At 71.4% G+C, this 26,817-nt stretch carries 25 protein-coding genes; 4 read left to right on the forward strand and 21 right to left on the reverse strand.

All coding sequences use genetic code 11. From position 1 onward, the window contains the following. The first annotated feature begins 49 nt into the window (after positions 1-49). Positions 50-1,222 carry a pyridoxal phosphate-dependent aminotransferase gene (locus AC4D2C_RS17005; protein WP_490916002.1) on the forward strand — a complete coding sequence of 391 codons (1,173 nt, stop codon included), beginning with the start codon at positions 50-52 and terminating at the stop codon, positions 1,220-1,222. Between the two features lie 81 nt (positions 1,223-1,303). On the opposite strand, the gene rbfA is transcribed toward AC4D2C_RS17005, so the two are convergent. From rbfA to rimP, 5 genes are all read right to left on the reverse strand, one after another. Further along, positions 1,304-1,741 (reverse strand): 30S ribosome-binding factor RbfA, encoded by a 438-nt coding sequence (gene rbfA / locus AC4D2C_RS17010; RefSeq protein ID WP_490908229.1) that lies wholly within the window; start codon positions 1,739-1,741, stop codon positions 1,304-1,306. A gap of 96 nt (positions 1,742-1,837) precedes the next feature. Beyond that, positions 1,838-4,789 (reverse strand): translation initiation factor IF-2, encoded by a 2,952-nt coding sequence (gene infB, locus AC4D2C_RS17015; RefSeq protein WP_490916003.1) that lies wholly within the window; start codon positions 4,787-4,789, stop codon positions 1,838-1,840. Positions 4,790-4,913: 124 nt separating this feature from the next. Continuing rightward, the gene (locus AC4D2C_RS17020; protein ID WP_490916004.1) at positions 4,914-5,348 is read right to left on the reverse strand and encodes a YlxR family protein; all 435 of its coding nucleotides are present in this window, start codon (positions 5,346-5,348) and stop codon (positions 4,914-4,916) included. 35 nt (positions 5,349-5,383) lie between these two features. Next, positions 5,384-6,373 (reverse strand): transcription termination factor NusA, encoded by a 990-nt coding sequence (gene nusA, locus AC4D2C_RS17025; protein WP_490908232.1) that lies wholly within the window; start codon positions 6,371-6,373, stop codon positions 5,384-5,386. Positions 6,374-6,383: 10 nt separating this feature from the next. Then, positions 6,384-7,013, reverse strand: coding sequence for a ribosome maturation factor RimP (rimP, locus tag AC4D2C_RS17030; protein WP_490916092.1), 630 nt, complete (start codon positions 7,011-7,013; stop codon positions 6,384-6,386). Positions 7,014-7,118: 105 nt separating this feature from the next. On the opposite strand from rimP, the gene AC4D2C_RS17035 reads away from it, so the two are divergent. Together AC4D2C_RS17035 and AC4D2C_RS17040 are read left to right on the forward strand one after the other, a co-directional pair. Further along, a complete protein-coding gene (locus AC4D2C_RS17035; RefSeq protein WP_490916005.1) occupies positions 7,119-8,390 on the forward strand; it encodes a DUF4439 domain-containing protein in 1,272 nt (423 codons plus the stop codon). Then, complete coding sequence (locus tag AC4D2C_RS17040) at positions 8,383-9,453, forward strand: aminoglycoside phosphotransferase family protein (RefSeq protein ID WP_490916006.1); 1,071 nt, start codon at positions 8,383-8,385, stop codon at positions 9,451-9,453. Before AC4D2C_RS17035 ends, AC4D2C_RS17040 begins: the two co-directional genes overlap by 8 nt. Here AC4D2C_RS17040 and AC4D2C_RS17045 read toward each other — a convergent pair. The 9 genes from AC4D2C_RS17045 to dxr form a co-directional block, all read right to left on the reverse strand. Further along, positions 9,439-10,257 (reverse strand): sulfite exporter TauE/SafE family protein, encoded by an 819-nt coding sequence (locus AC4D2C_RS17045; RefSeq protein ID WP_490916007.1) that lies wholly within the window; start codon positions 10,255-10,257, stop codon positions 9,439-9,441. The genes AC4D2C_RS17040 and AC4D2C_RS17045 overlap by 15 nt on opposite strands. A 6-nt stretch (positions 10,258-10,263) precedes the next feature. Further along, positions 10,264-12,063 carry a proline--tRNA ligase gene (locus AC4D2C_RS17050; RefSeq protein WP_490916008.1) on the reverse strand — a complete coding sequence of 600 codons (1,800 nt, stop codon included), beginning with the start codon at positions 12,061-12,063 and terminating at the stop codon, positions 10,264-10,266. A 127-nt stretch (positions 12,064-12,190) separates the two neighbouring features. Continuing rightward, a complete protein-coding gene (locus tag AC4D2C_RS17055) occupies positions 12,191-13,093 on the reverse strand; it encodes a GNAT family N-acetyltransferase (protein WP_490916009.1) in 903 nt (300 codons plus the stop codon). Then, positions 13,047-14,213 carry a flavodoxin-dependent (E)-4-hydroxy-3-methylbut-2-enyl-diphosphate synthase gene (gene ispG / locus AC4D2C_RS17060; RefSeq protein WP_104179949.1) on the reverse strand — a complete coding sequence of 389 codons (1,167 nt, stop codon included), beginning with the start codon at positions 14,211-14,213 and terminating at the stop codon, positions 13,047-13,049. Before ispG ends, AC4D2C_RS17055 begins: the two co-directional genes overlap by 47 nt. A 99-nt stretch (positions 14,214-14,312) precedes the next feature. Continuing rightward, positions 14,313-14,603 (reverse strand): YciI family protein, encoded by a 291-nt coding sequence (locus tag AC4D2C_RS17065; RefSeq protein ID WP_490908239.1) that lies wholly within the window; start codon positions 14,601-14,603, stop codon positions 14,313-14,315. An 18-nt stretch (positions 14,604-14,621) separates the two neighbouring features. Further along, a complete protein-coding gene (locus AC4D2C_RS17070) occupies positions 14,622-15,062 on the reverse strand; it encodes a hypothetical protein (RefSeq protein ID WP_490908240.1) in 441 nt (146 codons plus the stop codon). A 72-nt stretch (positions 15,063-15,134) separates the two neighbouring features. Beyond that, entirely contained in the window at positions 15,135-15,743 is a 609-nt protein-coding gene (locus AC4D2C_RS17075; RefSeq protein ID WP_490916011.1) for a MarR family transcriptional regulator, read from the reverse strand. A 39-nt stretch (positions 15,744-15,782) separates the two neighbouring features. Beyond that, on the reverse strand, positions 15,783-17,126 hold the full coding sequence (locus tag AC4D2C_RS17080) for a M50 family metallopeptidase (RefSeq protein ID WP_490916012.1): 1,344 nt from the start codon (positions 17,124-17,126) through the stop codon (positions 15,783-15,785). Further along, positions 17,123-18,391 (reverse strand): 1-deoxy-D-xylulose-5-phosphate reductoisomerase, encoded by a 1,269-nt coding sequence (dxr, locus tag AC4D2C_RS17085; protein WP_490916013.1) that lies wholly within the window; start codon positions 18,389-18,391, stop codon positions 17,123-17,125. Before dxr ends, AC4D2C_RS17080 begins: the two co-directional genes overlap by 4 nt. A 102-nt stretch (positions 18,392-18,493) precedes the next feature. On the opposite strand from dxr, the gene AC4D2C_RS17090 reads away from it, so the two are divergent. After that, complete coding sequence (locus AC4D2C_RS17090) at positions 18,494-20,065, forward strand: HNH endonuclease signature motif containing protein (protein WP_490916014.1); 1,572 nt, start codon at positions 18,494-18,496, stop codon at positions 20,063-20,065. A 125-nt stretch (positions 20,066-20,190) separates the two neighbouring features. Here AC4D2C_RS17090 and AC4D2C_RS17095 read toward each other — a convergent pair whose 3' ends face one another. From AC4D2C_RS17095 to AC4D2C_RS17125, 7 genes are read right to left on the reverse strand one after another with little or no spacing between them, the layout of a single operon-like run. Further along, positions 20,191-20,739, reverse strand: a complete 549-nt coding sequence (locus AC4D2C_RS17095; protein WP_490916015.1) for a dihydrofolate reductase family protein — start codon at positions 20,737-20,739, stop codon at positions 20,191-20,193. 38 nt (positions 20,740-20,777) lie between these two features. Beyond that, positions 20,778-21,602: an HpcH/HpaI aldolase/citrate lyase family protein gene (locus tag AC4D2C_RS17100; RefSeq protein ID WP_490916016.1), complete on the reverse strand. Its 825-nt coding sequence runs from the start codon at positions 21,600-21,602 to the stop codon at positions 20,778-20,780. Then, positions 21,599-22,114 (reverse strand): MaoC family dehydratase, encoded by a 516-nt coding sequence (locus AC4D2C_RS17105; RefSeq protein WP_490916017.1) that lies wholly within the window; start codon positions 22,112-22,114, stop codon positions 21,599-21,601. The genes AC4D2C_RS17100 and AC4D2C_RS17105 overlap by 4 nt, the downstream gene beginning before the upstream one ends. Then, positions 22,111-22,761, reverse strand: a complete 651-nt coding sequence (locus AC4D2C_RS17110; RefSeq protein ID WP_490916018.1) for a CoA transferase subunit B — start codon at positions 22,759-22,761, stop codon at positions 22,111-22,113. The genes AC4D2C_RS17105 and AC4D2C_RS17110 overlap by 4 nt, the downstream gene beginning before the upstream one ends. 2 nt (positions 22,762-22,763) lie before the next feature. Further along, positions 22,764-23,540 (reverse strand): CoA transferase subunit A, encoded by a 777-nt coding sequence (locus AC4D2C_RS17115; protein WP_490916019.1) that lies wholly within the window; start codon positions 23,538-23,540, stop codon positions 22,764-22,766. Between the two features lie 41 nt (positions 23,541-23,581). Further along, positions 23,582-24,754, reverse strand: coding sequence for an acyl-CoA dehydrogenase family protein (locus AC4D2C_RS17120; protein ID WP_490916020.1), 1,173 nt, complete (start codon positions 24,752-24,754; stop codon positions 23,582-23,584). Next, on the reverse strand, positions 24,751-26,814 hold the full coding sequence (locus AC4D2C_RS17125) for an acetyl/propionyl/methylcrotonyl-CoA carboxylase subunit alpha (protein WP_490916021.1): 2,064 nt from the start codon (positions 26,812-26,814) through the stop codon (positions 24,751-24,753). Before AC4D2C_RS17125 ends, AC4D2C_RS17120 begins: the two co-directional genes overlap by 4 nt. Positions 26,815-26,817: the final 3 nt, after the last annotated feature.

Below are 26,817 nucleotides of genomic sequence, written 5' to 3' on the forward strand. Positions count from 1 at the left end.
GTCCCGCGCCCCGACGCCGGTGCCCGGGGTGCGCGATACGATCCTGCCTATGCCTTCCGCTCCGTTCCGTGTGGTCAACGTCCCGGTCAACCAGATCCGCGAGATCACGCAGCTGGCGTGGGCCACGCCGGACTCCATCGTCCTCAGCATTGGCGAACCCGGGTTCCCCGTGGCGCGGCACGTGCTCGAGGCGGGCATGGCCGCGCTCGACCGTGACGACACGAACTACACGCCCAACGCGGGCCTCGCCCCGGTGAGGGCCGCGTTCGCCGAGCGGTTCTCGCGCCTGTCCGGCGTGGAGGAGGACCCCTCCCGCGTCTTCGTCGTCGCCGGCGCGCAGCAGGGTCTGCACCTGGCCCTCAGCACCCTCATCGGGTCGGGCGACGAGGTCCTGATCCCGGACCCGGGCTATCCCACGTTCACCATGACGGTGGGCCTGCTGGGCGGCATCCCCGTGCCCTACCCCCTCGTGCCGCACCACGGCTTCCAGCCCCGCATCGAGGACCTGCAGCGGCTCGTCACCTCGCGGACCCGCGTGCTCATGCTGAATTCGCCGTCGAACCCGCTCGGCTCGGTGTTCGACCACGACCTCACGCGGGAGCTCGTCCGCTTCGCGCACCGGAACGATCTGTGGATCATCTCGGACGAGTGCTACGAGGCCTTCACCTACGACGTGCCGCACGTCAGCCCCGCGCGGTTCGACGCCGGCGGCCCGGAGGCCGTGCCGGAGGCGCGCGAGGCGCGGGTGGTCACCTCCCTGACGCTGTCCAAGACCTACGGCCTGACCGGGCTGCGCATCGGCGCGCTCGTCACCCCGCCGGGCATGGAGCAGCTGCTCAGCAACATCATGGAGGCCACGGTCTCCTGCGTGGCGGCGTCGTCGCAGTACGCGGCCCTCGCCGCGATCACCGGGCCGCAGGACTACGTGTCCACGGCCCTGGAGCACTACCGGCACAACCGGGACGCGGCGACGGCCGTCCTCGACGCCCTGGGCATCGGCTATCTCGACGCGCGCGGGGCGTTCTACCTGTGGGCGGATCTGTCCCACGCGACGGGCGGCGACGTCCGCGGCTGGACCCGCCGCTTCCTCGCCGAGCGGGGGGTCGCGGTCGCCCCCGGCACGGCGTTCGGCGCCATGGGAGAGGGGTGGGTCAGGATCGCGCTCTGCGGCAGGACGGACGAGCTCGTCGAGGGGCTCTCGCGGCTCCCCTCCCCCTCCTGACCCCGCGCCCGGCCCAGGAATGCGAAAGGCAGCCGACCCGAGGGGCCGGCTGCCTTTCTGCACGGTGGTCGCGCGGGCGGACTAGCGTCCCGCCTCGTCGTCCTCCGACGTACGGTACGGGTCCGCGTCTCCCGCGAAGTCGGCGCCCTGGGCGATGGCCGCCACTTCGGCGTCGCGCTCGCGGGCCTTCTGCAGCAGTTCCTCGAGGTGGCTGGCGTTGACCGGCACCTCGTCGGGGATGAACTCGAGCGTCGGCGTCAGGCGCGCGGTGATGTTCTTGCCGACCTCCGAGCGCAGCACGCCGCGCGCGGACTCGAGCGCCATGCGGGTGGCCTGCTGCTCCTCCGCGTCGCCCAGCACCGTGTAGTACAGGGTGGCGTGCTGGAGATCGTTGGTCACGCGGGCATCCGTGATGGTGACCGCCTCCAGCCGCGGGTCCTTCACGCGGCGCCGGAGCGCCTCGGCGACGATGACTTTGATGCGCTGCGCGAGCCGCGCGGCGCGGGCCGGATCTGCCATTGCTGATACTCCTACTGGAATGGGGGGACCCTTCCGGGCCCGGGACGAATGACGCAGGCGCCCCGGAGAACCGGGACGCCTGCGCCGACCGAGGTGCTAGACGCGGGGCTTCTCCCGCATCTCGAAGGTCTCGATGGTGTCGCCTTCCTTGACGTCGTTGAACGACCCGAGGCCGATACCGCACTCGAAGTCCGTACGGACCTCGGTGGCGTCGTCCTTGAACCGCTTGAGCGAGTCCACGGAGAGGTTGTCCCCGATGACCTTGCCGTCGCGGAGCACACGTGCCCTCGTGTTGCGGCGGATGATGCCCGACCGGACGATCGAACCGGCGATGTTGCCGAACTTCGAGGAACGGAACACCTCGCGGACCTCTGCGGTTCCGAGCTGCACCTCCTCGTACTCCGGCTTGAGCATGCCCTTGAGGGCGAGCTCGATATCGTCGATCGCCGCGTAGATCACCGAGTAGAAGCGCATGTCCACGCCTTCACGCTCGGCGAGGTCCGCGACGCGCTCCGCCGGCTTGACGTTGAAGCCGATGATGATCGCGTTGTCGACCGTGGCCAGGTTGACGTCGTTCTGCGTGATGGCACCGACACCGCGGTGGATGACGCGCAGCTGCACGCCTTCCCCGACGTCGATCTTGAGCAGCGAGTCCTCCAGGGCCTCGACGGCACCCGACACGTCACCCTTGAGGATGAGGTTGAGGGTGTCGACCTTGCCCTCGGCGACGGCCTGGTCGAAGTCCTCGAGGCTGATGCGCTTGCGGCGCTTGGCGAGGGCCGCGTTGCGGTCCGCCGCTTCACGCTTCTCGGCGATCTGGCGTCCGGTGCGCTCGTCGTCGGTGACGAAGAACGTGTCACCTGCACGGGGCACGTTGGACAGGCCGAGCACCTGCACGGGACGCGACGGTCCCGCCGTGGTGACGACGTCGCCGTTCTCGTCGAACATCGCACGTACACGGCCGTGGGCCGTACCGGCGACGATCGTGTCGCCGACGCGCAGCGTTCCGGACTGCACGAGCACCGTGGCCACCGCACCGCGACCGCGGTCGAGGTTCGCCTCGATCGCGATACCGCGGGCGTCCTTGTTCGGGTTGGCCCGCATGTCCAGCGCGGCGTCCGCGGTGAGCAGGACGGCCTCGAGGAGCTCGTCGATGCCCATGCCCTGGAGCGCGGACACGTGGACGAACATGGTGTCGCCACCGTATTCCTCGGGGACCAGGCCGTACTCGGTGAGCTGGCCCTTGACCTTGTCGGGGTTCGCGCCTTCCTTGTCCATCTTGTTCACGGCCACGACGATCGGCACGTTGGCCGCCTGGGCGTGGTTCAGCGCCTCCACGGTCTGCGGCATGACGCCGTCATCCGCGGCGACGACGAGCACCGCGATGTCCGTGACCTTCGCGCCGCGGGCACGCATGGCGGTGAACGCCTCGTGGCCCGGGGTGTCGATGAAGGTGATGGCGCGCGTGCTGTCCTCGTGGACGTGCTGGATCTGGTAGGCACCGATGTGCTGGGTGATGCCACCGTGCTCGCCCTCGACGACCTTGGTGTTGCGGATCGCGTCGAGCAGTCGCGTCTTACCGTGGTCGACGTGGCCCATGACCGTGACGACCGGCGGACGGACCTCGAGCTCCTCGTCGCCCTCGGCTGCCAGCTCGGCATCGAAGTCGATGTCGAAGCTGCTGAGGAGCTCGCGCTCCTCGTCCTCGGGCGAGACGACCTGGATCTTGTAGCCCAGCTCGGTCCCGAGCACCTCGAAGGTCTCCTCGTCCAGCGACTGGGTCGCCGTGGCCATCTCACCGAGGTGGAACAGCACGGTGACCAGTGCGGCGGGGTTCGCCTCGATCTTGTCGGCGAAGTCCGTGATGGACGAGCCGCGGCGCAGGCGGACGATGGTGTTGCCGTCTCCGCGGGGTACGCTCACGCCGCCCAGCGAAGGAGCCGACATCTGCTCCAGTTCCTGCCGCTTCGCGCGCTTCGACTTGCGCTGCTTGCCGCGACCGGCTCCACCCTTGCCGAAGGCGCCGGCGGTGCCGCCGCGTCCGCGGGTGCCCTTGCCGAAGCCGCCGCCGGCGGGCGCGCCGCTGGGGCTGTTCGGTGCTCCGCCGGGTCCGCGGCGCGGACCGGCGCCTGCACCTGCACCGGGGGCTCCGCGGCCGGGGGCAGCGGGGCGCTCGGTGCGGTTCGGCATCATCCCGGGTGTGGGACGCGAGCCGGGGGCACCGGGACGGGGAGCGCCGGGGCGCGGTGCACCCGGGCGGGGTCCACCGGCACCTGCCGCCGGACGGGGTCCGCCCGCACCAGCGGCGGGACGGGGGCCACCGGCACCTGCGGCCGGGCGGGGGCCACCGGCTCCGGCGTCGTCACGACGACCGGGGCGGGGCATGCCCTGCGACGGCGCGAAGGGGTTGTTACCCGGACGCGGCGGACGCTCCGAGGTCCGGTCCGCTCCACGGTCGGTGTCGCCGCGGCGCGACCCCATGCCCTGCGAGGGGGCGAAGGGGTTGTTGCCGGGGCGGGGTGCGCCACCGGGACGGGCACCCGAGGGCCGGGTACCTGCTGCGGGTGCGGCGGGCGGGGTCGCCGGGCGGGGCGCAGGGCGCACTCCCGGCGTCGGACCGCCCTGGGTCTCCTGCTGGGCAGGAGCGGGGGTGTTCTCGGCAGCTGCCGGAGCAGGCGTCTCCGCCGGAGCGGAACCGTTCGAGAACGGGGATGCCTGCGGAGCGGCCGGAGCGGCCGGAGCGGCCGCAGCTGCGGGCGGGGTGGGTGCTGCGGGCGCGGCCGGGGCGGGTGCCTCGGGGACGGCCTGGGCAGCGCCCGGCTTGGGGCCCGACGGCGCGGGGGCCGCGGGGCGTGAGGGTGCGGGAGCGGCGGCGGGCTTGGTGCCGCCGGCGCCGGGGTATGCGCCGCGAAGCTTCTTCACGACGGGGGCCTCGATGGTGGATGAGGCTGAACGGACGAATTCGCCCAGTTCCTGCAGTTTAGCTACTGCGTCTTTCGAGGTGATACCGAGCTCTTTCGCGAGCTCGTGTACGCGGACCTTGGCCACATTTCTCCTGTCTCGGTCCGCACCGAGCCAGGCACGAACCGTCTATTTCCTACTGCTGATCCCAGCCACCGGGGCGCCTGGACGATCGATTGCAGAGCGCAACGAAAAGGTCATCGTTGCGCACTCATCGCTGGGTACTCATCGGGTTTCCATGAGGGTACTGACCCGCTTTCAGGGAGGACGGTGATGAATCGGAGCGCGTGTCTCGACGCTCCAGGGATGCCTGGAAGCCCGCTGCCAACAGGGCAGTGTCCACCGGCCCGCGGAAGGCCCTGTGAAAGGCTTTCCGCTTGACGGCCGTTTCCAAGCATGCCGGGTCGGGGTGCAGCCAGGCGCCCCGTCCGGATAGCCGGCGCCGCTCGTCGATCACGGCGACCTTGATCCCGTCGATCGGTTGTGCGACAACCCGCATCACGTTCGACTGGCGGTCCCGCCGGCGGCATCCCACGCAGGTGCGTAGCGGATGGTGGCCTTCCGGGTGCTGCCCGGACTCTCGCTCACCGATACTTCCTCGATGGACAGAGTCTTCCGGGCACGACTCCACAGCAGTCACGTCCATTCTACCCCTTCCGGCCCCGTCGACAGACCGGGCTGCTACGCCTTGGCCGCCTGGGCGGGCTTGGCGGCGTCGGAGACGATGTCGATCCGCCAGCCGGTGAGCTTCGCGGCGAGGCGCGCGTTCTGGCCTTCCTTGCCGATCGCGAGCGAGAGCTGGTAGTCGGGCACGACGACGCGCGCGGACCGCGTGGTCTCGTCCGTGATGGTCACCGACGTCACGCGCGACGGCGAGAGCGAGCTGGCGATGAAGGAGGCGGCGTCGTCGTTGTAGTCGACGATGTCGATCTTCTCGTCGTTCAGCTCGTTCATGACGGCGCGGACACGCGTGCCCATCTCGCCGATGCATGCGCCCTTGGCGTTGACGCCGGGCACGTTCGCCTTGACCGCGATCTTCGTGCGGTGGCCGGCCTCGCGGGCGAGGGCCACGATCTCGACCGTCCTGTCGGCGATCTCGGGGACCTCGAGTTCGAAGAGCTTCCGCACGAGCCCCGGGTGCGAGCGGGACAGCGTGATCGAGGGACCCTTCATCCCGCGGTGCACGTCGACGACGAACGCGCGCAGCCTCGTGCCGTGCAGGTACTTCTCCCCTGGGACCTGCTCGGGGGGCGGCAGCACGGCCTCGACCGAGCCCAGGTTGACCTGGACCATGTGCGGGTTGGTGCCCTGCTGGATCATGCCGGCGACGAGTTCGCCCTCCTTGCCGCGGAACTCCCCGAGGATGTTCTCGTCCTCGGCGTCGCGCAGGCGCTGCAGGATGATCTGGCGCGCTGTGCTCGCCGCGATCCGGCCGAACCCGCCGGGGGTGTCGTCGAACTCGCCGACGGCCTCGCCGTCGTCGTCCTTCTCCGTGGCCCAGATGGTGACGTGTCCATTGCGGCGGTCCAGTTCGGCCCGCGCCGTCTCGTGGGCGCCGGGCGTGCGGTGGTAGGCGATGAGCAGTGCCTGCTCGATCGTGGGGATCAGCTTGTCCAGCGGGATCTCGCGTTCGCGCTCGAGCAGCCTCAGTGCGCTCATATCAATGTCCATGTGGGTCTCCTTACGCGGGGTGCACGGCGCCGGACTCATCCGGTTCGGCACCCTCGCTGTCATCGTGGTGTTCATCCTCAAGATGCGCGAATTCGACCTGAACGGTCCCCTTGCGGATCCTGGAAAACTCGAGGGCGAGTGGATCGCCCTGTTTGGGCTTCATGCCCTTCTTGACCGGCAGCTGGGGGATCAGCCGGATCCCCGCGGCGGTGACGTCCTGAAGGCGCCCGACGACGACGTCGCCGGTCACCGGCTTGACCTCGACCATGCGACCCACGTTGCGGCGCCAGTGCCGCGGCTCCGTGAGCGGGCGTGATACGCCGGGCGAGGAGATCTCGAGGTTGTACGGGCGGTCGTCGTCCTCGGGGTCGCTGTCCATGGCCTCGGACAGGTCCGAGGAGATGGCGGAGATCACATCGAGTCCCACGCTCCCCGTCGCGTCCTCGGGCAGGTCGACGACCACGTGGACCGTGCGGTGCGAGCCGGCGACCTTCACCTCGACGTCCTCGAGGTAGAGGTTGTGCTCCTCCACGACGGGCTGCAGCCTGGTCCGCAGGCGCTGTGCTTCAACCTGCAGTTCCGCCTCCGCGGCGGACTTGCGGGTCGAGGCATGTTTTTCGTTCCCGGACCGGACCGCCATAGCTGCCTCCCACTCGATGATGTTGTCTCCCAAGAGTACCGACATTCCGCGACGCCGGGTGTATGGCCGGGTGAAACGCGGACCGCCGTGGGATCATCGGAAATTGTGAGAAGGCAGGCGGATACGGGCGTACAGCAAGGGCGTGACGGCACGACGGCCTCCGCTGCCGGGCGATGGGCCCGGGGTGCTGCGAGGCTCGTCGGCCTCTTCCTCGTGGTCCTCCTCGTGGTCGGCGTCGGCGTGGGCGTGACTCCCGACGAGCCGCAGGCACCGGTCTACTCCGCCGCGGAGCGGGCGCAGCTCGACGCCGAGGGGCGGTACCGTGCACTGGCCGAGGATGCCCGGGAGGCCGCGGCGGCCGACCCGGCGCTCGCCGGTGCCCTGGTGGCCGCCGCCGACGATCTCGCGGCGCAGGCCGACGCGGTCGCCCTGCCACGCTCCACCACGGTGCCGTCGCCAGGATCCCCGTCACCGGACGCCGCGCCCGGGGCAACCGATCCTGCCGAGCCGTCCGATCCCTCCGATTCCTCCGGGCCGTCCGATCCGGCGGTCCCCGCTCCCGCACCGGCCGACGCGGCAGGCGTGCTCGCCCTCCTCCGCGACAGTGCCCTGCACAGCCTGAGCGACGCGGTGGGCGCCGAGCCCGGTCCGGCCCGCGTCCTCGCGTCGGCAGGAGCGAACCAGTGGCGGCACGCGGTACTGCTCGGTGCGCTCCTCGGAGCCGATGCCGGCCTGCCGTCCGCCGATGCCGTCCCGGTCGGGGACCTGGCCGGCTCGACGGGACTGTTCGCCGCCGTGGCCCCGGCCGCAGCAACCCCCTCGGCCCCGTCCGATCCAGGCGCCGCCCCGTCCGATCCAGGCGCCGCTCCGTCCGATCCGTCCGCTCCGTCCGGTCCCGCTGACTGCGCCGGGACGCCGCGCGGGCCGGACGCCGACCGGAAGGCCATGCTCAGTGCGAAGACCGCGGAGGACCAGGCACGCTTCGGGTACGAGGTCGCCGCGGCGCTGCTTCCCGACCCGCCGGCCCTGCTCGCCCGGGCGTCGCTGCACGGGGCGGCCGCCGACGACGCCGCACGACGTCTCGAGGACCTGTGCGCCCCGGCCGCCCCGGCACCGGCCGGTTTCGCGATCGGGACCGACTTCCGCGCGGATCCGGCAGCGGCCCTGCGCCACCTCGAACAGGAGCATGCCGGGCTGTACGCGGGGCTGATCCCTGCGGTCGGGCCCGATGCCCGGGCATGGGCCGTCGTCTCCTTCAACGCGGCCGCGCAGCGCAGCCTCGACGCCGGGGCACCCCTCGGAGCCTTCCCCGGGCTCGAGGACGGCGCGACCGGCGCCACGGGACCGGACGAGCCGGAGGAGCCGGCCGATGGCTAGCGGAGCGGGCGTGGTGCCCGACGGGCACGACCGGTCGCCGGTCAGCAACACAGCCGACACCCAGCGGGTGATTCCCGATCTGCCGCCGCGCCTCGTGGGCAGCGCACGGACGATCACCGGTGGCGCCCGGTGGCTGCGGGACTGGCGCGGACTGCTGGCCGACCGGCTCGCAGCCTGGGACCTCGACCTGGACCTCGCGCCCGGGCAGCCCGTCTGGGCGGGCCGGTGCGCCGTCGTCGTCCCGGTGGTAGGGCACACCGGCGGCCGCACGCAGCGGTGCGTCCTCAAGCTCACCGTCCCGCACGACGAGGCCCTCCCGGAACCCGACGCCCTGGCGCTGTGGGACGGGACGGGCGCTGTGCGGTTGCTGGCGTCGTCGCGCCCGGACTTCGCGCTGCTGCTCGAACGCCTCGACGGCGACTCGTCGCTGCACGACGTGCCCCTCGACGCGACGCCCGGCCCGTGGGGCGCCGTGATGCGGCAGCTGTCGATCCGGCCCGGCGACAGCGCGGCGTGGGCGGCCATCCCGCACCTGGCCGCCGCGGCCGAGGAGTGGACGGACACGCTGCCCGCGCGGTGGGACGAGCTCGGTGAGCCGTTCCCGCGGTGGCTCATGGAGTCCGCCCTCGAGGTGTGCCAGTCGCGCGGTGCGGTGGGCAGGAGGTCCGACCACGACGTGCTCGTGCATGCCGATCTGCACTACGCGAACCTGCTGCCGTCGTCGCCCGGGCAGCTGCTGCACTTCACGGCGATCGATCCGAAACCGGTGCTCGGGGACGCGGAGTACGCGGTGGCCCCGATGCTGTGGAACCGCCTCGACGAACTCGACGCGGGTGATCCCGCCGGGCACCTCCGGGCGCACGGCACGGCCCTGGCCGTCGCCGCGGGGCTGGATGCGGGCCTGGCCCGCGGCTGGACGGTGGTCCGGGAGGTGCGGAACGCGCTGTTCTACCTCGGGCACGGCCTGGGCGGGGACGCGCAGCGCTCGCTCTGGGTGGCGAGCTCGGTCCTGGGGCGGACGCTGGACGGGCTGCCGCCGGTCAGCGCCCTACCCGCCCTGTAGGCCGAGCATCGGCCTGACGTTCTCCACCCACACGTCGTAGCCGAGCTTGAGGATCAGCGCCCCGACGACGGCGAGGAACACCACGCGGATGAACCTGCTCCCCTGGCTGATGGCCATGCGGGATCCGGTGTAGCCGCCGGCCATGTTCGCGACGCCGAGCAGCAGTCCGAGCCCCCAGAGGATGGACCCGTTGGGGAGGAAGAACATGAGCGCCCCGAAGTTGGTGGCCATGTTCACGATCTTCGCCTTCGCGCTGGCGCCGAGGAAGTCGTACCCGAGCAGCGTGACCATCGCGATGATGAGGAAGGACCCGGTGCCGGGGCCGATCAGCCCGTCGTAGAAGCCGATCACGAGGCCGATCGCGCCGGCCGTCCCGTAGTGCCGTGCCCCCTGGTGGCGCAGCTGCGTGAGCGTCCCCACCGAGGGCCTGAGGGCCGTGAACACCGCGACGGCGATGAGCGCCACGACGATGATCGGCTTGAACACCGACGACGGCAGCGACGCGGCGAGGATCGCGCCGCCGAAGCTCCCCACGAGGGCGATCCCCGCCATGGGCAGGGCGGTGCGAAGGTCCGGGTGGGCGCGGCGGTAGTACGTGACGGCGCTCGTCGTCGTGCCGAAGATGGACCCCAGCTTGTTGGTCGCGAGGGCCTCCACGGGCGTGATGCCGGGCACGAGGAGGAGGGCGGGCAGCTGCAGCAGCCCTCCTCCCCCGACGACCGCGTCCACCCAGCCGGCGGCGAACCCCGCGACGAGGACCAGCAGGATCGTGGCGAGGTGCAGTTCCTCGAGTCCGGACACCACCGGGGCCTAGTGCGCGGTGAGCTCGCGCAGCAGCGCGACGGCCTCGTCCACGGCGACGTCCTGCGCCTCGCCCGTCCGGCGGTCCTTGACCTCGAGGACGCCGTCCGCGAGCCCGCGGCCGACGACGACGATGGTGGGCACGCCGATGAGCTCGGCGTCGCCGAACTTGACGCCCGGGGAGACCTTGGGGCGGTCGTCGTAGAGCACGGTCAGTCCGGCCGCCTCCAGTTCGCCGGCGAGCTTCTCGGCCGCCTCGAACACCTCGGCGCCCTTGCCGGTCGCGACGATGTGCACGTCGGCGGGCGCGACGTTGCGGGGCCAGATGATGCCCGCATCGTCGTGGTTCGATTCGGCGAGGGCCGCGATGGCGCGGGTCACGCCGACGCCGTACGAGCCCATGGTCACCGTGGCGAGCTTGCCGTTCCGGTCCAGGACCTTGAGCCCGAGAGCGTCCGCGTACTTGCGGCCGAGCTGGAAGATGTGGCCCATCTCGATGCCGCGGGCGGCGATGAGCGGTCCCGATCCGTCGGGCGCCTCGTCGCCCTCGCGCACCTCGACGGCCTCGACGATCCCGTCCCAGGTGAAGTCCCGACCGGCCACGAGGCCGAAGACGTGCCGGCCCTGCTCGTTGGCGCCCGTGATCCACGAGGTGCCGCTGACCACGCGGGGGTCCACGAGGTAGCGCAGGCCGGTGGAGCCCTCGAGGCCGAGGACGGCGGCGTCGAGCGCGAGCCCCGGGCCGATGTAGCCCTTGACGAGGCCCGGGTGCTTCCTGAGGTCCTCCTCGCCGGCGGCCTCCACGGCCACTTCGCCGCCCGTCTCGAGGTGGCCGGCGATGTTCGCCTCGATGCGCTTGAGGTCCACGGTGCGGTCCCCGGGTACGCCGACGACGACGATCTCGCGCTCGCCGGTGGGCAGCACGGCCGCGAGGACGACGTTCTTGAGCGTGTCGGCGGCGGTCCACGCGCGGTCGGCCCGCGCCGCTGCGGCGTTCGCGTGGTCCACGAGGGTGTCGATGGTCGGGGTGTCCGGGGTGTCGCGGACCTCCGCTGCGGGCGCACCGGTGAAGTCGACGGCGTCGGGCACCACGGTGGTGACGGCCTCGACGTTGGCGGTGTAGCCGCCCGCGGAGCGCACGAAGGTGTCCTCACCGATGGGCGTCGGGTGGAGGAACTCCTCGCTCTTCGAGCCGCCCATGGCACCGGCGGTCGCGGTCACGGGGACCACCTCGAGTCCGAGGCGCTCGAAGATGCGCAGGTAGGCGCCGCGGTGCAGCTGGTAGCTCGCCTCGAGGCCCTCGTCGTCGATGTCGAAGGAGTAGGAGTCCTTCATGATGAATTCGCGGCCGCGGAGCAGACCCGCGCGGGGCCGTGCCTCGTCGCGGTACTTGGTCTGGATCTGGAACAGGCTCACGGGCAGGTCCTTGTACGAGGTGTACAGGTCCTTCACGAGCAGCGTGAACATCTCCTCGTGCGTGGGCGCGAGGAGGTAGTCGGCGCCCTTGCGGTCCTTGAGGCGGAAGATGCCGTCGCCGTACTCGGTCCACCGGTTCGTCGCCTCGTAGGGCTCCTTGGGCAGCAGCGCGGGGAAGTGGACCTCCTGGGCGCCGATGGCCTCCATCTCCTCGCGGATGATCGCCTCGACCCGGGCGAGGACCTTCAGTCCCAGCGGCAGCCAGCTGTAGATGCCGGGCGCCGCACGCCGGATGTAGCCGGCACGCACCAGCAGGCGGTGGCTCGCGACTTCGGCGTCGGCTGGATCTTCCCGCAGGGTGCGGAGGAAAAGGGTCGAGAGTCGTAAGACCACGCGGGTGTCCGTTCGTTTCTATCGCGCACCGGGATCGTGCGCTGCCGTTCACGCTCCCGCCGTCCGGCGGGAGACAACAGATACCAATCTAGCGGGTCGGCGCCGCCGTGCCCGGCCGCCCGGGTCCTCAGAAGAGGATGGTCGCGAAGGTGTCCACCTGTTCGAACCCCACGCGCTTGTACGCGGCGATCGCGCGGGCGTTGTAGGAGTTCACGTAGAGGCTCACCGTGGGCGCGAGGGCGCGGGCGGACGCGACGACACCCGCCATGTACGCGGCGCTCAGTCCTTTGCCGCGATGATCCGGGTTCATCCAGACGCCCTGCACCTGCACGACCTGGGAGGACACCGTACCGAGCTCGGCCTTGAAGATCACCTGGCCGGCGTCGTCGAAGGCTGCCAGGGAGTGCTTGCGGCCGATGAGCGAGGCGACGCGGCGGCGGTAGTGTTCCGACCCGCCGATGAACGGCGAGTAGCCCACCTCCTCCTCGAACATGGCCGCGCACGCGGGCAGCAGCCGGTCGAGCTCATCGGGCCGTGTGAAGCGGAGATCGGTCGCCGGAGCGACTAGGGGGTCCGCGTCGATGGCCATGAGCGGCTGCGTGGGGCGGACGTCGAACGGTTCGGCGCTGTAGTCCTCGAAGGTGGACCACAGGTCCATCACGCCCTCCGAAAGGCCGAAGATCGATGAGAAGGAACGCCCGGAGCGCCCGAGGTGGTCGCCGAAGATGGCGCCGGTCTCGTCCGTCACCCCGACCGGCACGAGGTTCACGCCCGCCCAGCAGGCGGCGCGCAGGTCGTGGTGGCGGAACATGCCGATGATCTCCCCGCCCGAGAAGGACGGCGCGGCGCTGCCCATCGACTCGAGGTGGGAGGCGACGAACACGTTGGCCACGGGATCGTCGTCGACGATGGTCCAGAGGTCCCGGGTGTCCTCCTCGCCGAGCACGCGGAAGGACCAGGGTCCCTCGGGGTCGGGCTGCGACCTAGCTGACGGTAACCATGGGGCCACCCTGGCCAGCAGTTTCGCCATCGGACTCACCCATTTCCTCTGCGAGCCGCATGGCTTCCTCGATGAGCGTCTCCACGATCTGGTCCTCGGGCACGGTCTTGATGACCTCGCCGCGCACGAAGATCTGGCCCTTGCCGTTGCCGGAGGCGACGCCGAGATCGGCCTCGCGTGCCTCGCCCGGCCCGTTGACGACGCATCCCATGACGGCCACCCGCAGCGGTACCTCCATGCCCTCGAGGCCGGCGGTGACCTCCTCGGCGAGGGTGTAGACATCGACCTGCGCCCTGCCGCAGGAGGGACAGGAGACGATCTCGAGCTTGCGGGGGCGGAGGTTGAGCGACTGCAGGATCTGGTTGCCCACCTTGATCTCCTCGACCGGCGGGGCGGAGAGGGACACGCGGATGGTGTCGCCGATGCCCTTGGAGAGCAGGGCGCCGAAGGCCGTGGCGGACTTGATGGTGCCCTGGAAGGCGGGCCCGGCCTCCGTGACCCCGAGGTGCAGGGGCCAGTCGCCGCGCTCGGCCAGGAGCTCGTAGGCACGCACCATGATCACCGGGTCGTTGTGCTTCACGGAGATCTTGAAGTCGTGGAAGTCGTGCTCCTCGAAGAGGGACGCCTCCCAGACCGCGGACTCGACGAGTGCCTCGGGGGTGGCCTTGCCGTACTTCTGCATGAGGCGCGGGTCGAGGGAGCCGGCGTTGACTCCGATTCGGATCGAGGTGCCGGCGGCCTTCGCCGCATCGGCGATCTGCTTGACCTGGTCGTCGAACTTGCGGATGTTGCCCGGGTTCACGCGGACAGCGGCGCACCCGGCGTCGATCGCCGCGAACACGTACTTCGGCTGGAAGTGGATGTCGGCGATGACCGGGATCTGCGACTTCCTCGCGATGATCGGCAGGGCCGCGGCGTCATCGGCCGAGGGGCAGGCCACCCGGACGATGTCGCAGCCGGTGGCCGTCAGCTCGGCGATCTGCTGGAGCGTCGCGTTGATGTCCGTGGTCGGCGTCGTGGTCATCGACTGGATGCTGATCGGCGAGTCCGACCCGACGCCCACCGAGCCGACCTTGATCTGGCGGGTCTTGCGCCGGGGCGCGAGGACCGGCGGCGGCGCTGCGGGCATTCCTAGGTTGACCGAGGTCAATGGTTCCTCCATGCTGGCGGCCTTGACCGCGCGTCTGACGAGTTCGTTTTTTTCATTATCCACCCGCCCCGGCGGTCCGGGGCGCGGTGGCGATGCACGTCACACGTGGTCGCGGAATGCCCCGATGATGGGTTTCCATTCGGTGGTCTTCACCGCCGAGATCGCTCCCGCGACGGCGAAGGGGTCCTGGCCGACCAGCCGGCTGAGGTCCGACTCGTTCTCCGAGGTGAACAGCAGGAGTGCTCCGCTGCCGTCGGCGAAGGGCCCGGACGCGAGGACACGGCCCTGGCCGACGAGCTCCTCGAGCCACTGCCGGTGTGCGGGTCGGTGCTGCGCGCGGAGGTCGTCGTGGTCTGGGTTGTACACGTACTCGACGGCGAAGATGCTCATGGAATCACCCTACGTGAGTCACAGCAGGTACACCTTGACGAGGGTCGCGACACCCGCGGCCCACAGCATGGAGGTCAGGGTGCCGATGATGAAGCGTTCCGACGCCGCCGGTGTCTCCTTCAGCTCGGCGTAGCGGCCGAGGGCCTTGACGGCCACCACGTAGGCGATAGCGACCGGCTGGCCGCCCAGGATGGCGACGGTCACCGCGAGGCGCTCAAGCACGCCGATGACGAGTCCGCCCCGGAGCACCCCGGGCGGCAGGGCGTCCACGGGCGCCTGCGGGGGCTGGGCGGGCGGTTCGGGGAGATCGAGCTGCGGCTGGTCCGCGGGCTCGGGCAGTTCCTCCCGGCGCCGTTCCGCGGTGTCCACGGAGCGTGCGAGGCGCAGCACGAGCATGGTCACGGGCAGGCCGACGCCGCCCGCCACCACCAGCGCCGCCACGATCCACAGTGCGTCCACCCGACCTCCTCCTGGTCTCCCGGTCTCTGCTCCATGTCTACCCCACGGCACCCCCAGGCAGACGCCCGTGGACTACGCGGCGCCTGCATCGGCCCAGGCCAGCAGCCGCGCCGCCGCGGGCCGGACGGCGTGTTCCTCGTGCCAGGCGGCCCGCGCGGCGGCCTTGCTCACGGCCTGCGGGCTGATGCCGAGCGTGCGGGCGACGGCCGTCTGGGTACCGCGCTCGCCCGGCTGCAGGAGATCGAGGATGCGCCACTCCGCCTCCGAGCGTCCGAGGACGTGCCGGCCGAGCAGCGCGAGCACGCCCTCCGCCTCCGCCGCCGCACGGGCTCCGCCGTCGGGGGACTCGACGGCCAGTGGTGCCCGCTCCCCCGTCTTCTTGGCGCGCTCGACGGCGCGCCGGGCGGCCACGAAGGCGGACCCGCGGGCCTCGCGCGGGGAGCGTGGGAAGGGCTCCTCCACGCCTCCGATGCCGATGCCGACGTACCAGCCGCCGGAGCGCAGGCAGAGCAGGACGGCGTCGACGACGTCACCGGCGTGGGTCAGGACGCCCTGCGCCTCGTCCCCGACCGAGCGCTCCCAGGGCAGGGCGGCGGGAATCGGGGCGAGGAGGTCCAGCAGGTCCGGGATGCGGTCCGTCGTGCTGCGGCTGCCGGCCTGGTCGATCGTGAGGACGAACATTCTTCAACCGTATGAGGTTGAAATCCGATTTACAACCGATCAGCCGAACAGATCGACCGGCTTCACGATGTCGGCGTAGATCAGCAGCACGCCCATGCCCATCAGCAGGATCGCGACGGCGTAGGTGAGCGGCAGGAGCCTGGCCATGTCGAACGGCCCGGGGTCCGGACGCCCGGACAGGCGGGCCACGGTGCGCCGCAGGCCCTCCCAGAGCGCCCCTGCGACGTGGCCGCCGTCGAGCGGGAGAAGCGGGATGAGGTTGAACACGAACAGCGCCAGGTTCACGCCGGCCACCAGTCCAATCAGTGTCGCGGCGCGGGACTCCACGGGGATCTCCTCCATCGCGGAGATCTCCCCCGCGATCCGGCCGACGCCCACCACGCTGATGGGCCCCTCGGGATCGCGCGGTGCGTCCGAGAAGGCCGCCTGCCCCACCTCGACGACGCGCTGCGGGAGGTTCAGGACCACCCCGGCCACGCGGGCCAGCGAGTCGCCGACGGCGGGAAGCACGGCGCCCGCGGGCTGCGGCACGAGCTCCTGCGTCGATCCGACGCCGATGAAGCCCACCTCCTGGGTGACGGTGGTGCCCTCGTCGTCGACCTCGGCCGTGCCGTCCGCGGTGGCGACGGGCCGCTCGGTGAGCAGCGGGGTGATGGTGGAGTCGATGGTCTCGCCGTCGCGCACGTAGCTGATGGCGACCTCACGTCCGGCTGCTTCCCTGATCCAGCCGGAGAGCTCGTCCCAGCCCGTGACGTCCCGGCCGTCGAAGGCGACCACGCGGTCGCCGGGCAGGAGGCCCGCTTCGTACGCGGGGGCGGCGGGATCGTCCGCGCCGCACTCCGTCTGCCCGGTCTCGGCCTGCTGGCTCGCGGGGACCACGCACTCGGAGACGGAGGCGATCGTGGTGGTGGGCTGGGCGGTGCCGAAGCCCATGAGCAGGACGGCGAACAGCACCGTGCCGATCAGGAGGTTCATCAGCGGACCGCCCATCATGATGATGATGCGCTTCCAGATGGGCAGCTTGTAGAAGACGCGGTCCTCGTCGCCCGGCTGCAGCTGCTCCGCCGCGGCCTGCCGTGCGTCGTTGGTGAGCTGCTGGAAGACGCCGGTGCTGGACTGGCGCACGGCGGCGTCGCCGGTCGCGGCGGGTGGGAACATGCCCACCATCGAGACGTATCCTCCGGCAGGGATCGCCTTGAGTCCGTACTCGGTCTCGCCCCGGCGACGTGACCAGACGGTGGGCCCGAAGCCCACCATGTACTGCGTGACGCGGACCCGGAACAGCTTCGCGGGCACGAGGTGTCCCACCTCGTGCAGGGCGATCGAGGCGGCGATCCCGACGACGACGAAGAGCACCCCGACGATGAACAACAGAACAGTCACAGCTTTTCCTTTTGGATCTCCGATGCCGCTGCCGTTCCGGGCAGCGACTCCCCGAGGCCACAACGGGCCCGGGCACTCGTGCGTGCCCAGCGCTCGGCTTCGAGGACTGCAGCGAGGGTGAGGTGTGCCCCGCCGGCGGCGTCCAGCGCGCGCTGGTCGTCGACGACGGCGGAGACCGTGTCCACGATGTCAGGAAAACCTATGGCTCCCCTGTGAAAGGCCTCCACGGCCTCCTCGTTCGCCGCGTTGAACACGGCCATGCGCGTGCCTCCCTCGGCGGCGGCCCGCTTGGCGAGGGTGATCGCGGGGAACGCCTCCTCGTCCAGGGGTTCGAAGGTCCACTCGGCGGGGCGGCTCCAGTTGCAGGCCTTGGCCGATCCCGGCACCCGGAACGGCCAGCCCATGCCGAGGGCGATCGGGAGGCGCATGTCCGGTGGCGAGGCCTGCGCCAGCGTGGAGCCGTCGACGAACTGGACCATGGAGTGGATCACGGACTGCGGGTGGACGACGACGTCGATGCGCTCCAGCGGGATGTCGAAGAGCAGGTGGGCCTCGATGACCTCGAGGGCCTTGTTGACCATGGACGCGGAGTTGGTGCTGATGACACGGCCCATGTCCCAGGTGGGGTGGGCGACGGCCTGGGCCGGGGTGACATTGCGCAGCTGCGAACGCGTCAGGCCACGGAAGGGCCCGCCCGAGGCGGTGAGGACGAGACGGTCCACCTCGTCCGCCGTCCCCCCGCGCAGGGCCTGGGCGATGGCCGAGTGCTCCGAGTCGACCGGCACCAGCTGTCCCGGTGCGGCTGCTGCCCTCACGAGGGCTCCCCCGGCGATCAGCGACTCCTTGTTGGCGAGCGCGAGCAGGTGCCCGGCGGCGAGCGCGGCGAGGGTCGGCTCGAGCCCGATTGACCCGGTGATGCCGTTGAGGACGACGTCGGCGTCGGGCCAGGCGGCGACGCGCGCCGCGGCGCCGTCCCCGGCGAAGAGCTGCGGCGCATAGCCCGAGACACCGGCGGTGTCGGCGGCGGCTCCGATGGCGTGCTCGAGCTCGGCCTCCGTGGCGGAGGCGACACCGACGGCGGGCGCGCGGACGGCGACGGCCTGGCGCGCGAGGAGGTCCAGGTTCCGCCCGCCCGCGCTGAGGCCGGCGACGCTGAAGCGGTCCGGCGCCGCGGCGATCACATCGAGTGCCTGCGTGCCGATCGAGCCGGTGGAGCCGAGGATGGAGACGCGCCGGTGCTCCCGGGTGGGGTTGCTGAAATCCATGGCCCCAGTATCCCGCAGAGTAGGGGTCGGCACGCCCCCGGCGGCCACCTCCAACCCCCTGACGGGCACCGATAGTGTCGGTGCCGGGTGATGGAATGGGGTATGTCCACCGGATCGGCGCTGCTGGCCCTCGAGGACGCCTACGACGAGGCGATCTGGGGATGGCCCGCGGATGCGGTCGACGAGATCCTCGGTCCACTGGAGGACCTCGGCACCGAGGACGCAGGGACCGACAGCTATCGGCGAGCGCTCATCGAGGAGGCGTCGCCGTCCGGACTGGTGGCCCGCCTGCAGGACGCGCCGATGATCGCCGCTCCCTCCCGCCTCGACGACACGCTCGAGCTGCTGCGCGCGGCCGAGCGCCTTGCGTCCTGGGCGGCCGCCCAGCGGGCCCGCTTGATCACGGAGGTCCGCACGTTCAGCGATCGCGGGCACCGGACCTGGTCGGGCGGGTCGTCGTCCCTCGCGTTCACGGAGACGGTCGTGGAGACCGCGGCACTCCTGAAGCTGTCCGAGGGCTCGGCCGCCCGGCTCGTCTCGGAGTCGCTGACCCTGACGCGTGAGCTGACGAGCACCCTGATGGCCCTCGAGACCGGCGGGATCTGCCCGGCGCGGGCGTCGGTCATCGTGGAGCAGTCCCGCACCCTTCCCGGCGAGGCCGTGCACGCCTTCGAGGCGGAGATCCTCGAGACGGCGGGCGAGCTGAACCGGCCGAAGCTGACGGTGCGGTGCCGGCGGTTGAGGGAGAAGCTGCATCCGGAGACGCTGATCGCCCGGAGGGTGAGAGCTGCCTCGGACCGGCGTGTCGTGTTCGAGCCGGATCAGGACGGGATGGCGTGGTTGAACGCCTACCTCCCGGCGGAGCAGGCACTCGCCCTCCACACCACGGTGGACGCCGCTGCCCGGATTCTCCGCGCCGCGGACGATCCGCGGACGCTGCCCCAGTTGCGGGCCGATGTCCTGGCGGACCTGCTGCTCGGCACCGGCGGATGCACCCGAGGAAGCGCCGGAGGAAGCACCGGAACGGTTCCCGGCTGCGGCGCGAGCTGCCGTTGCGGAAGCAGCAGCTCCGAGACTGGGCAGGGCCGGTTCCCACGGTCCGCCGCGGCGAAGATCGTCGTCACGGTTCCGGTGTTCTCGCTCATGGGACTCACCGACGAGCCGGCCGAGCTGGAGGGCTACGGTCCCATCCCGGCCGATGCCGCCCGAACGCTGGCCGCAGGCGCCACCTCGTGGCTGCGCCTGCTCACCCATCCCTTCACCGGCGCTGTCCTCGGCCTGGACAGGACCCGGTACCGCCCGAGCGAGGACCTCAGGACCTGGGTCCGGCTCCGGAACAGCACCTGCAGCTTCTACGGATGCTCACGTCCCGCCAGTCGCTGCGATCTCGATCACCTGCTCGCCTGGGCCGACGACGGAGCGACCGGCCCGGACAACCTCTTCCCCGCCTGCAAGCGACACCACATGCTCAAGCACCGGACGGACTGGTCCCCGAGCCCCGACCCCGACGGCGGCCTGACCTGGCTGTCGCCGGGCGGCCGTACCTACACCACGCCGCCGGAGCCGCCGCCCGGTGAGCCGGGTACGTCCGCGACGGCCCGGATACTGCAGGGTGTCGACGTTAGACGGCGTGCGGATGGGGAAGCCGGGGCCGAGGCACTGCCGCCCTTCTGAGGGATACCCGGTCGGCCGCACGACAGGGGGTGCCCGGCGAGCGCCGGACCAGTACACCCGGTGGGATCGAACGGGAAGGACCGGCAGGGCGCCGGACCGGCCGCAGCCTGCACAACCTGCGCCGGCTAGGCTCGCGGCTCGTACCGCAGGGCTACCGCGCCGGAGCCGAACTCCTGCCGGTCCACCAGGCGGAGGTCCAGGTGCTGCGACAGGCCGGCGAAGAGCGTAGGGCCATGGCCTGCGACCCGGGGGTGCACCACGAACTCGTACTCGTCGATCAGGCCGAGTTCCGCCAGGGCCAGCGGGAGCGTGACCCCTCCCGTGAACAGCCCCCTGCCCGGTGCCCGCTTGAGCTCCAGCACCGCCTCTGCAAGATCCCCGCGCAGCAGCTCGGCGTTCCAGTCGACCCGCTCCAGCGTGCTGGACACCACGTACTTCTTCGCCGCATCGATCGTCCGTGCGAAGGGCTCGGTCCACGCGGGCCCTGCACCCGCGTGCGCCGGACCGCGGAACGCGGCCTCCATCATCCCGTAGGTCACCCGGCCGAACAGGAGGGCATCGGCCCGCTCGAGATTCTCCACGGCGTGCCGGTGCAGCTCCTCGTCCGCCTCAGCCGCTCGGTGGTCGCAGCACCCGTCCAGGGTGATGTTGATGGAATACCTCAGCGGCTGCATCGCCCCAGCGTACGGAAATCGACGCCGGGCACAACCCCTCAGCTGCGCTGTGCCCTGCCCAGGACGCTGCGGGCGTGCCGGAGGATCGGCTCGTCCACCATGCGCCCCTGGTACGTGAAGACGCCGCGCTCGTGCTCGGCGGCCACGAGCAGGGCACGGGCGTGCTCCACCTCGTCCGCCCCGGGGGCGAACGCGGCACGGATCGCGGCCACCTGACCCGGGTGGATGGACGCCTTGGCCGCGAAACCGGAAGCGGCGGCGTCGTCGGCCTCCACGGCAAGGCCCGCCAGGTCGGCGATGTCCACGTAGACGGCGTCGATGGCCGCGCGGCCCGCTGCGCCGGCCGCGAGGAGCACCTGCGAGCGCGCGTGGAGGGCCACCGCGCGGTAGGCGCCGGTCGGTGTCCTGCTCGAGGTCCCGCCGAGGGACGCCACGAGGTCCTCGGCCCCCCACATGAGGGCGGTGACGCCCTCAGCCCGGGCGATGTCCACGGCGTTGACGACGCCGCGTGCGGTCTCGCACAGCGCGATGACGTCCACGTCGCCGAGGGCGGCCCGGACGGCGGCGACGTCGTCGGGTGACTCCGTCTTGGCGAGCATGACCGTGCGGTAGGCAGTGCGGCGGACGGCGTCGCAGTCGCGGGCGAAGTCCGCGGTCCCGACCGCGTTGAGGCGCACCACAGTGGTATCCGGGGAGAGGGCCGACGCGGCGAGCGCGGCGCGGGCCGAGGGTTTCGCGGCCGGCGCGACGGCGTCCTCGAGGTCGAGGATGACGGTGTCGGCGCGGTCCACCGCTTTCGCATAGCGCTCCGGCCGGTCCGCCGGGCAGAAGAGCAGGGCCGGGCCCAGCACGATGCCGCTCATGCCTGCCCCTGCTGAGCCGCCTGCTGACCCGTCGAGGACCACATGAGGACGCTGCGGCTCGCCGTCGCCACGACCTCGCCGTGCTGGTTCCTCCCGGTGTGGGCCATGGTCACGATGCCCTGCCCCGGGCGGGACGACGACGGCCTGACGGCGGTGATCTCCGTCTCGGTGTACAGGGTGTCACCGTGGAAGAGCGGCTTCGGGAACGCGACGTCGGTGAGGCCGAGCTGCGCCACGATGGTGCCCTGCGTGAGCTGCGAGACGGACTGGCCCACGAGCGTGGCGAGGGTCAGCATCGAGTTCACGAGGCGCTGGCCGAACGGCTGCTCGGCCGACCACGCCGCGTCGAGGTGCAGGGCCTGGGTGTTCATGGTCAGCGTGGTGAACAGGACGTTGTCCGCCTCCGTGAGAGTGCGGCCCGGCCGGTGCGCGTAGACGGCGCCGACGGTGAGCTCGTCGAGGTAGAGCCCGCGCTGCTCGATCACGGAGCGCTCCCCCGAGGGACCGCTCACGCCGCGGCTTCCGGGAGATCGATCCGCAGCGGTGCACCGGTGGCGGCGACGACGTCGTCAGCACTCACGCCCGGGGCGGTCTCACGCAGGACGAGGCCGTCGGGTTCGACGTCGATCACCGCGAGGTCTGTGATGATCCGGTCGACGCAGCCCTTGCCCGTCAGCGGCAGCGAGCAGGCCTCGACGATCTTGGGTCGGCCGGCGCGGTCCACGTGCTCCATCATGACGATGACGCGCTTGGCCCCGAACACGAGGTCCATGGCGCCGCCCATCCCCTTGACCATCCTGCCGGGCACCATCCAGTTCGCGAGGTCGCCGTTGCGCGCGACCTCCATCGCCCCGAGCACGGCGACGTCGACGTGGCCGCCCCGGATCATGCCGAACGAGGACGCCGAGTCGAAGAACGCAGCCCCGGCGTTCGCCGTGACGGTCTCCTTCCCGGCATTGATGAGATCGGGGTCCACGGCGTCCTCCGCCGGGTACGGGCCCACGCCGAGGATCCCGTTCTCCGAGTGCAGCACCACCTCGACGCCGTCGGGGATGTAGTTGGGGATGAGCGTGGGCATGCCGATACCGAGATTGACGTACTGGCCGTTCTCGAGCTCCTGGGCGACGCGGGCCGCCAGTTCGTTGCGGGTGAGTGCCATGCTCATGCTCCTTCGGACGCGGCGGGTGCAGCCAGCGAGACCGTGCGCTTCTCGACGCGCTTCTCCGCGTCCGGGGCGACGACGACGCGCTGCACGAAGATGCCGGGTGTGTGGATCTGCCCGGGGTCCAGCTCGCCGGGCTCGACGAGCTCCTCGACCTCGGCGATGGTGATCCTCCCGGCCTGGGCGCACAGCGGGTTGAAGTTCATCGCGGTCGCGTGGAACACGAGGTTGCCGTGCCGGTCGCCCTTCCAGGCGTGCACCAGCGCGAAGTCCGGGCGGAGCGATTCCTCCAGGACATAGTCGACGCCGTCGAAGGACCGCACCTCCTTCGCCTTCGAGGCGACGGTGACGTTCCCCTCGGTGTCGTAGCGCTGCGGCAGGCCGCCCTCGCTCACCTGGGTGCCGACGCCCGCCGTCGTGTAGAACGCGGGGATGCCCGCCCCGCCCGCGCGGAGCTTCTCGGCCAGCGTGCCCTGCGGCGTGAGCTCCACCTCGAGCTCACCGGCCAGGTACTGGCGCGCGAACTCCTTGTTCTCGCCCACGTAGGAGCTGACGGTGCGGCGGATGCGGTGGTCGGACAGCAGGATGCCGAGGCCCCAGTCGTCCACGCCGCAGTTGTTGCTCACCGTCTCCAGCTCCGCCGTGCCCTGCTCGTGCAGGGCCTCGATGAGCGACACCGGGATGCCGCACAGGCCGAAACCGCCGACGGCGAGCGACGCTCCGTCGGGGATGTCCGCCACGGCCTCCGCCGCGCTGCTGACCACTTTGTTGATCACTGCTTCTCCTTCGTGTCGCCGCTGGCGTCGGCCGGGTGGACCTAGAGGCCGAGTTCCCGCGCGATCAGCATGAGCTGGACCTCCGTGGTCCCCTCGCCGATCTCGAGGATCTTCGAGTCACGGTAGTGCCTGGACACCACGAACTCGTTGATGAAACCGTAGCCGCCGAAGATCTGCGTGGCATCGCGTGCGTTGTCCATGGCAGCCTCGCCTGCCACCAGCTTCGCGATGGAGGCCTGCGTCTTGAACGGCTTGCCGGCGAGCATGCGGGCCGCGGCGTCGTAGTAGGCCAGGCGCGCGGTGTGGGCGCGGACCTGCATGCGGGCGATCTTGAACTGGATGGACTGGTAGGCGCCGATGGTGCTGCCGAACGCCATGCGCTCGCCGGCGTACCTGATGGACTGCTCCACGCAGCCCTGCGCCGCACCGGTGGCGAGCGCGGCGATGGCGATCCGGCCCTCGTCGAGGATCTGCAGGAAGTTTGCGTAGCCGCGGCCTTGGGTGCCGAGCAGGTTCGCCTCGGGGACGCGGACGTCGCGCAGGGTCAGCGGGTGCGTGTCGGAGGCGTTCCAGCCCACCTTGTTGTAGGCCTTCTCGGCCGTGAAGCCGGGGGTGTCCGAGGGCACGAGGATCGTGGAGATCTCCTTCTTCACCGTGCCGTCCGGCCGTTCCGAGGTCCCGGTGACGGCGGTGACGGTCACGAGGGAGGTGATGTCGGTGCCCGAGTTCGTGATGAACTCCTTGGTCCCGTTGATCACCCACTCGGGTCCGTTGGCGCCCTCCTCGAGGATCGCCGTCGTCCTCGTGCCGGACGCGTCGGATCCCGCCTCGGACTCGGTGAGGCCGAATCCGCCGAGGGCCTGGCCGGCGGCGAGGGAGGGCAGCCACTGCTGCTTCTGCTCCTCGGTGCCGAACCGGTAGATGGGCATGGCCCCGAGGGACACCCCGGCCTCGAGGGTGATGGCCACCGACTGGTCCACGCGGGCCAGCTGCTCGAGCGCCAGGCAGAGCGCGAAGTAGTCACCGCCCATGCCTCCGTACTGCTCGGGGAACGGCAGGCCGAACAGGCCCATGTCCCCCATCTGCTTGACCACCTCGTAGGGGAAGCTGTGCTCGGCGTCGTGCTTGGCGGAGACCGGGGCCACGACCTCGTCGGCGAACTCGCGGACGGTGTCGACGAGGTCCTGGTACTCCTCGCTCAGTTCGAATTTCATGCTGCGTTCCCTTCCGTGGGGATAGGTGCCGGGCTGCCCTCGGGGGCGGCCTCGATGGTGGCGAGGATCTGCTGGGCCCGGACGAGGTCGCCGGGCTTCAGGGACAGGCGGACGACGCCGGACAGGGCGGCGGTGAGCTGGTGTTCCATCTTCATGGCCTCGACGGCGACGAGGACGTCCCCCGCCTCGACCGTGGCGCCGTCCTCGACGGACACGGACACCACGGTGCCCGGCATGGGGCTGCGGACCAGCGGGTCGGCGGCTCCCTCCTCGCGCGTGATGCGGGACAGGGCGGCGTCGAGCAGTTCGCGGCGGCCCGGTCGGCGGACGCGGGCCGACCAGCCGGCGTCCCCCAGCCAGACGGTGTCCCCGTCGACGGCGTACTGCCGGCGGGTGCGCAGGCCGTCGACGGTCGCTCCCCCGCCGTCGACGGTGACCGTGACGGCCGTACCCCCGACCTCGGCCTCCCAGCCGCGTCCGGTCCGGAGGAGCCGGACGGTGGCGGACGTGTCCTGGGCCTCGAGCGTCACGGCGCGCGGCCGGGGCGTCCCGAGCCGGAAGCCGTCCCCCCGGTGCCAGGGCGAGCCTCCCGGGACGACCGGCTCGGCCTCGAGGAGCAGGACGGCGGCGAGCGCGAGGTCCTCGGCGCCCACGCGGCGGAAGGCCAGCTCCGGGAGTCTGCGCTCGATCAGGGTCGTGTCGAGCCGCGCGGCCCGCACGTCGTCGTCGTTCACGAGCAGGCGGAGGTACTCGATGTTGGTGTCCACGCCGAGTACCACCGTGGCCGCGAGGGCCGCGTCGAGGCGGTCGAGCGCCTCGCGCCGGTCCGTACCCCACGCGATGACCTTCGCGAGCATCGGGTCGTACGACGACGAGACGGTGCCGCGGGGCAGGAGGGAGCTGTCCACGCGGATGCCCTCCCCCGTGGGTTCGGCGAGCGCCAGGACGGTCCCGGTGGACGGCAGGAATCCGGCCTCGGGGTTCTCGGCGTACACGCGGGCCTCGACGGCGTGGCCGGTGAGGACGACGTCGTCCTGCGTGAACGGCAGCTGCTCCCCGGCGGCGACGCGGATCTGCCACTCCACGAGGTCGATGCCGGTGACGAGTTCCGTGACGGGGTGCTCGACCTGCAGGCGCGTGTTCATCTCCATGAAGAAGAACTCGTCCGGCGCGGTGTCGGAGACGAGGAACTCGACGGTGCCGGCGCCGGTGTAGTCGACGCTGCGGGCCGCGGCGCACGCGGCCTCGCCGATCCTGCGGCGTGTCGCCGCGTCGAGAAGGGCGGACGGCGCCTCCTCGATGACCTTCTGGTGCCGGCGCTGCAGGGAGCACTCGCGCTCGCCGAGGTGGATCACGGTGCCGTGGCCGTCGGCGAGGACCTGCACCTCGATGTGGCGCGGGCGTGGAACGAGGCGTTCGAGGAACAGGGTGTCGTCGCCGAACGCGCGGGCCGCGACGCGGCGCGCCGTGGTCAGCGCCTCGGGGAGGTCCTCGGCACGGTGGACGGCGTGCATGCCCTTGCCGCCGCCCCCGGCGGAGGGCTTGATGAGCAGCGGGAACCCGACGCCGCCGGCCGCACGCAGCAGGTCCGCGTCGGAGAGGCCCGGTTCGGCGATGCCGGGCACCACGGGGACGCCGGAGCGGGCCACGTGGTTCTTCGACCGGATCTTGTCGCCCATGACGTCCAGGGCATGGACGGACGGACCGATGAACACGATCCCCGCGCCCTGCAGGGCGTCGGCGAAGGCGGCGTTCTCGCTGAGGAACCCGTAGCCGGGATGCACGGCGCCGGCGCCCGTGCGGCGGCAGGCCTCGAGGACGGCGGGGATGGACAGGTAGCTCTCCGACGGCGCCGCCGCGCCGATGCGGACCGCGACGTCGGCCTCGAGGACATGCCGCGCTCCTGCGTCGGCGTCGCTGTACACGGCAACGGAGCGCAGCCCCAGGGCGCGCACGGAGCGGATCACGCGGCTCGCGATCTCGCCGCGGTTGGCGACGAGGACGGTGTCGAACGGCCGGTCGGCGCTGGAGGTCTGGCTGGAGGTCTGGCTGGAGGTCATGGG

This window comes from Arthrobacter sp. TJ-240, from assembly GCF_058269195.1.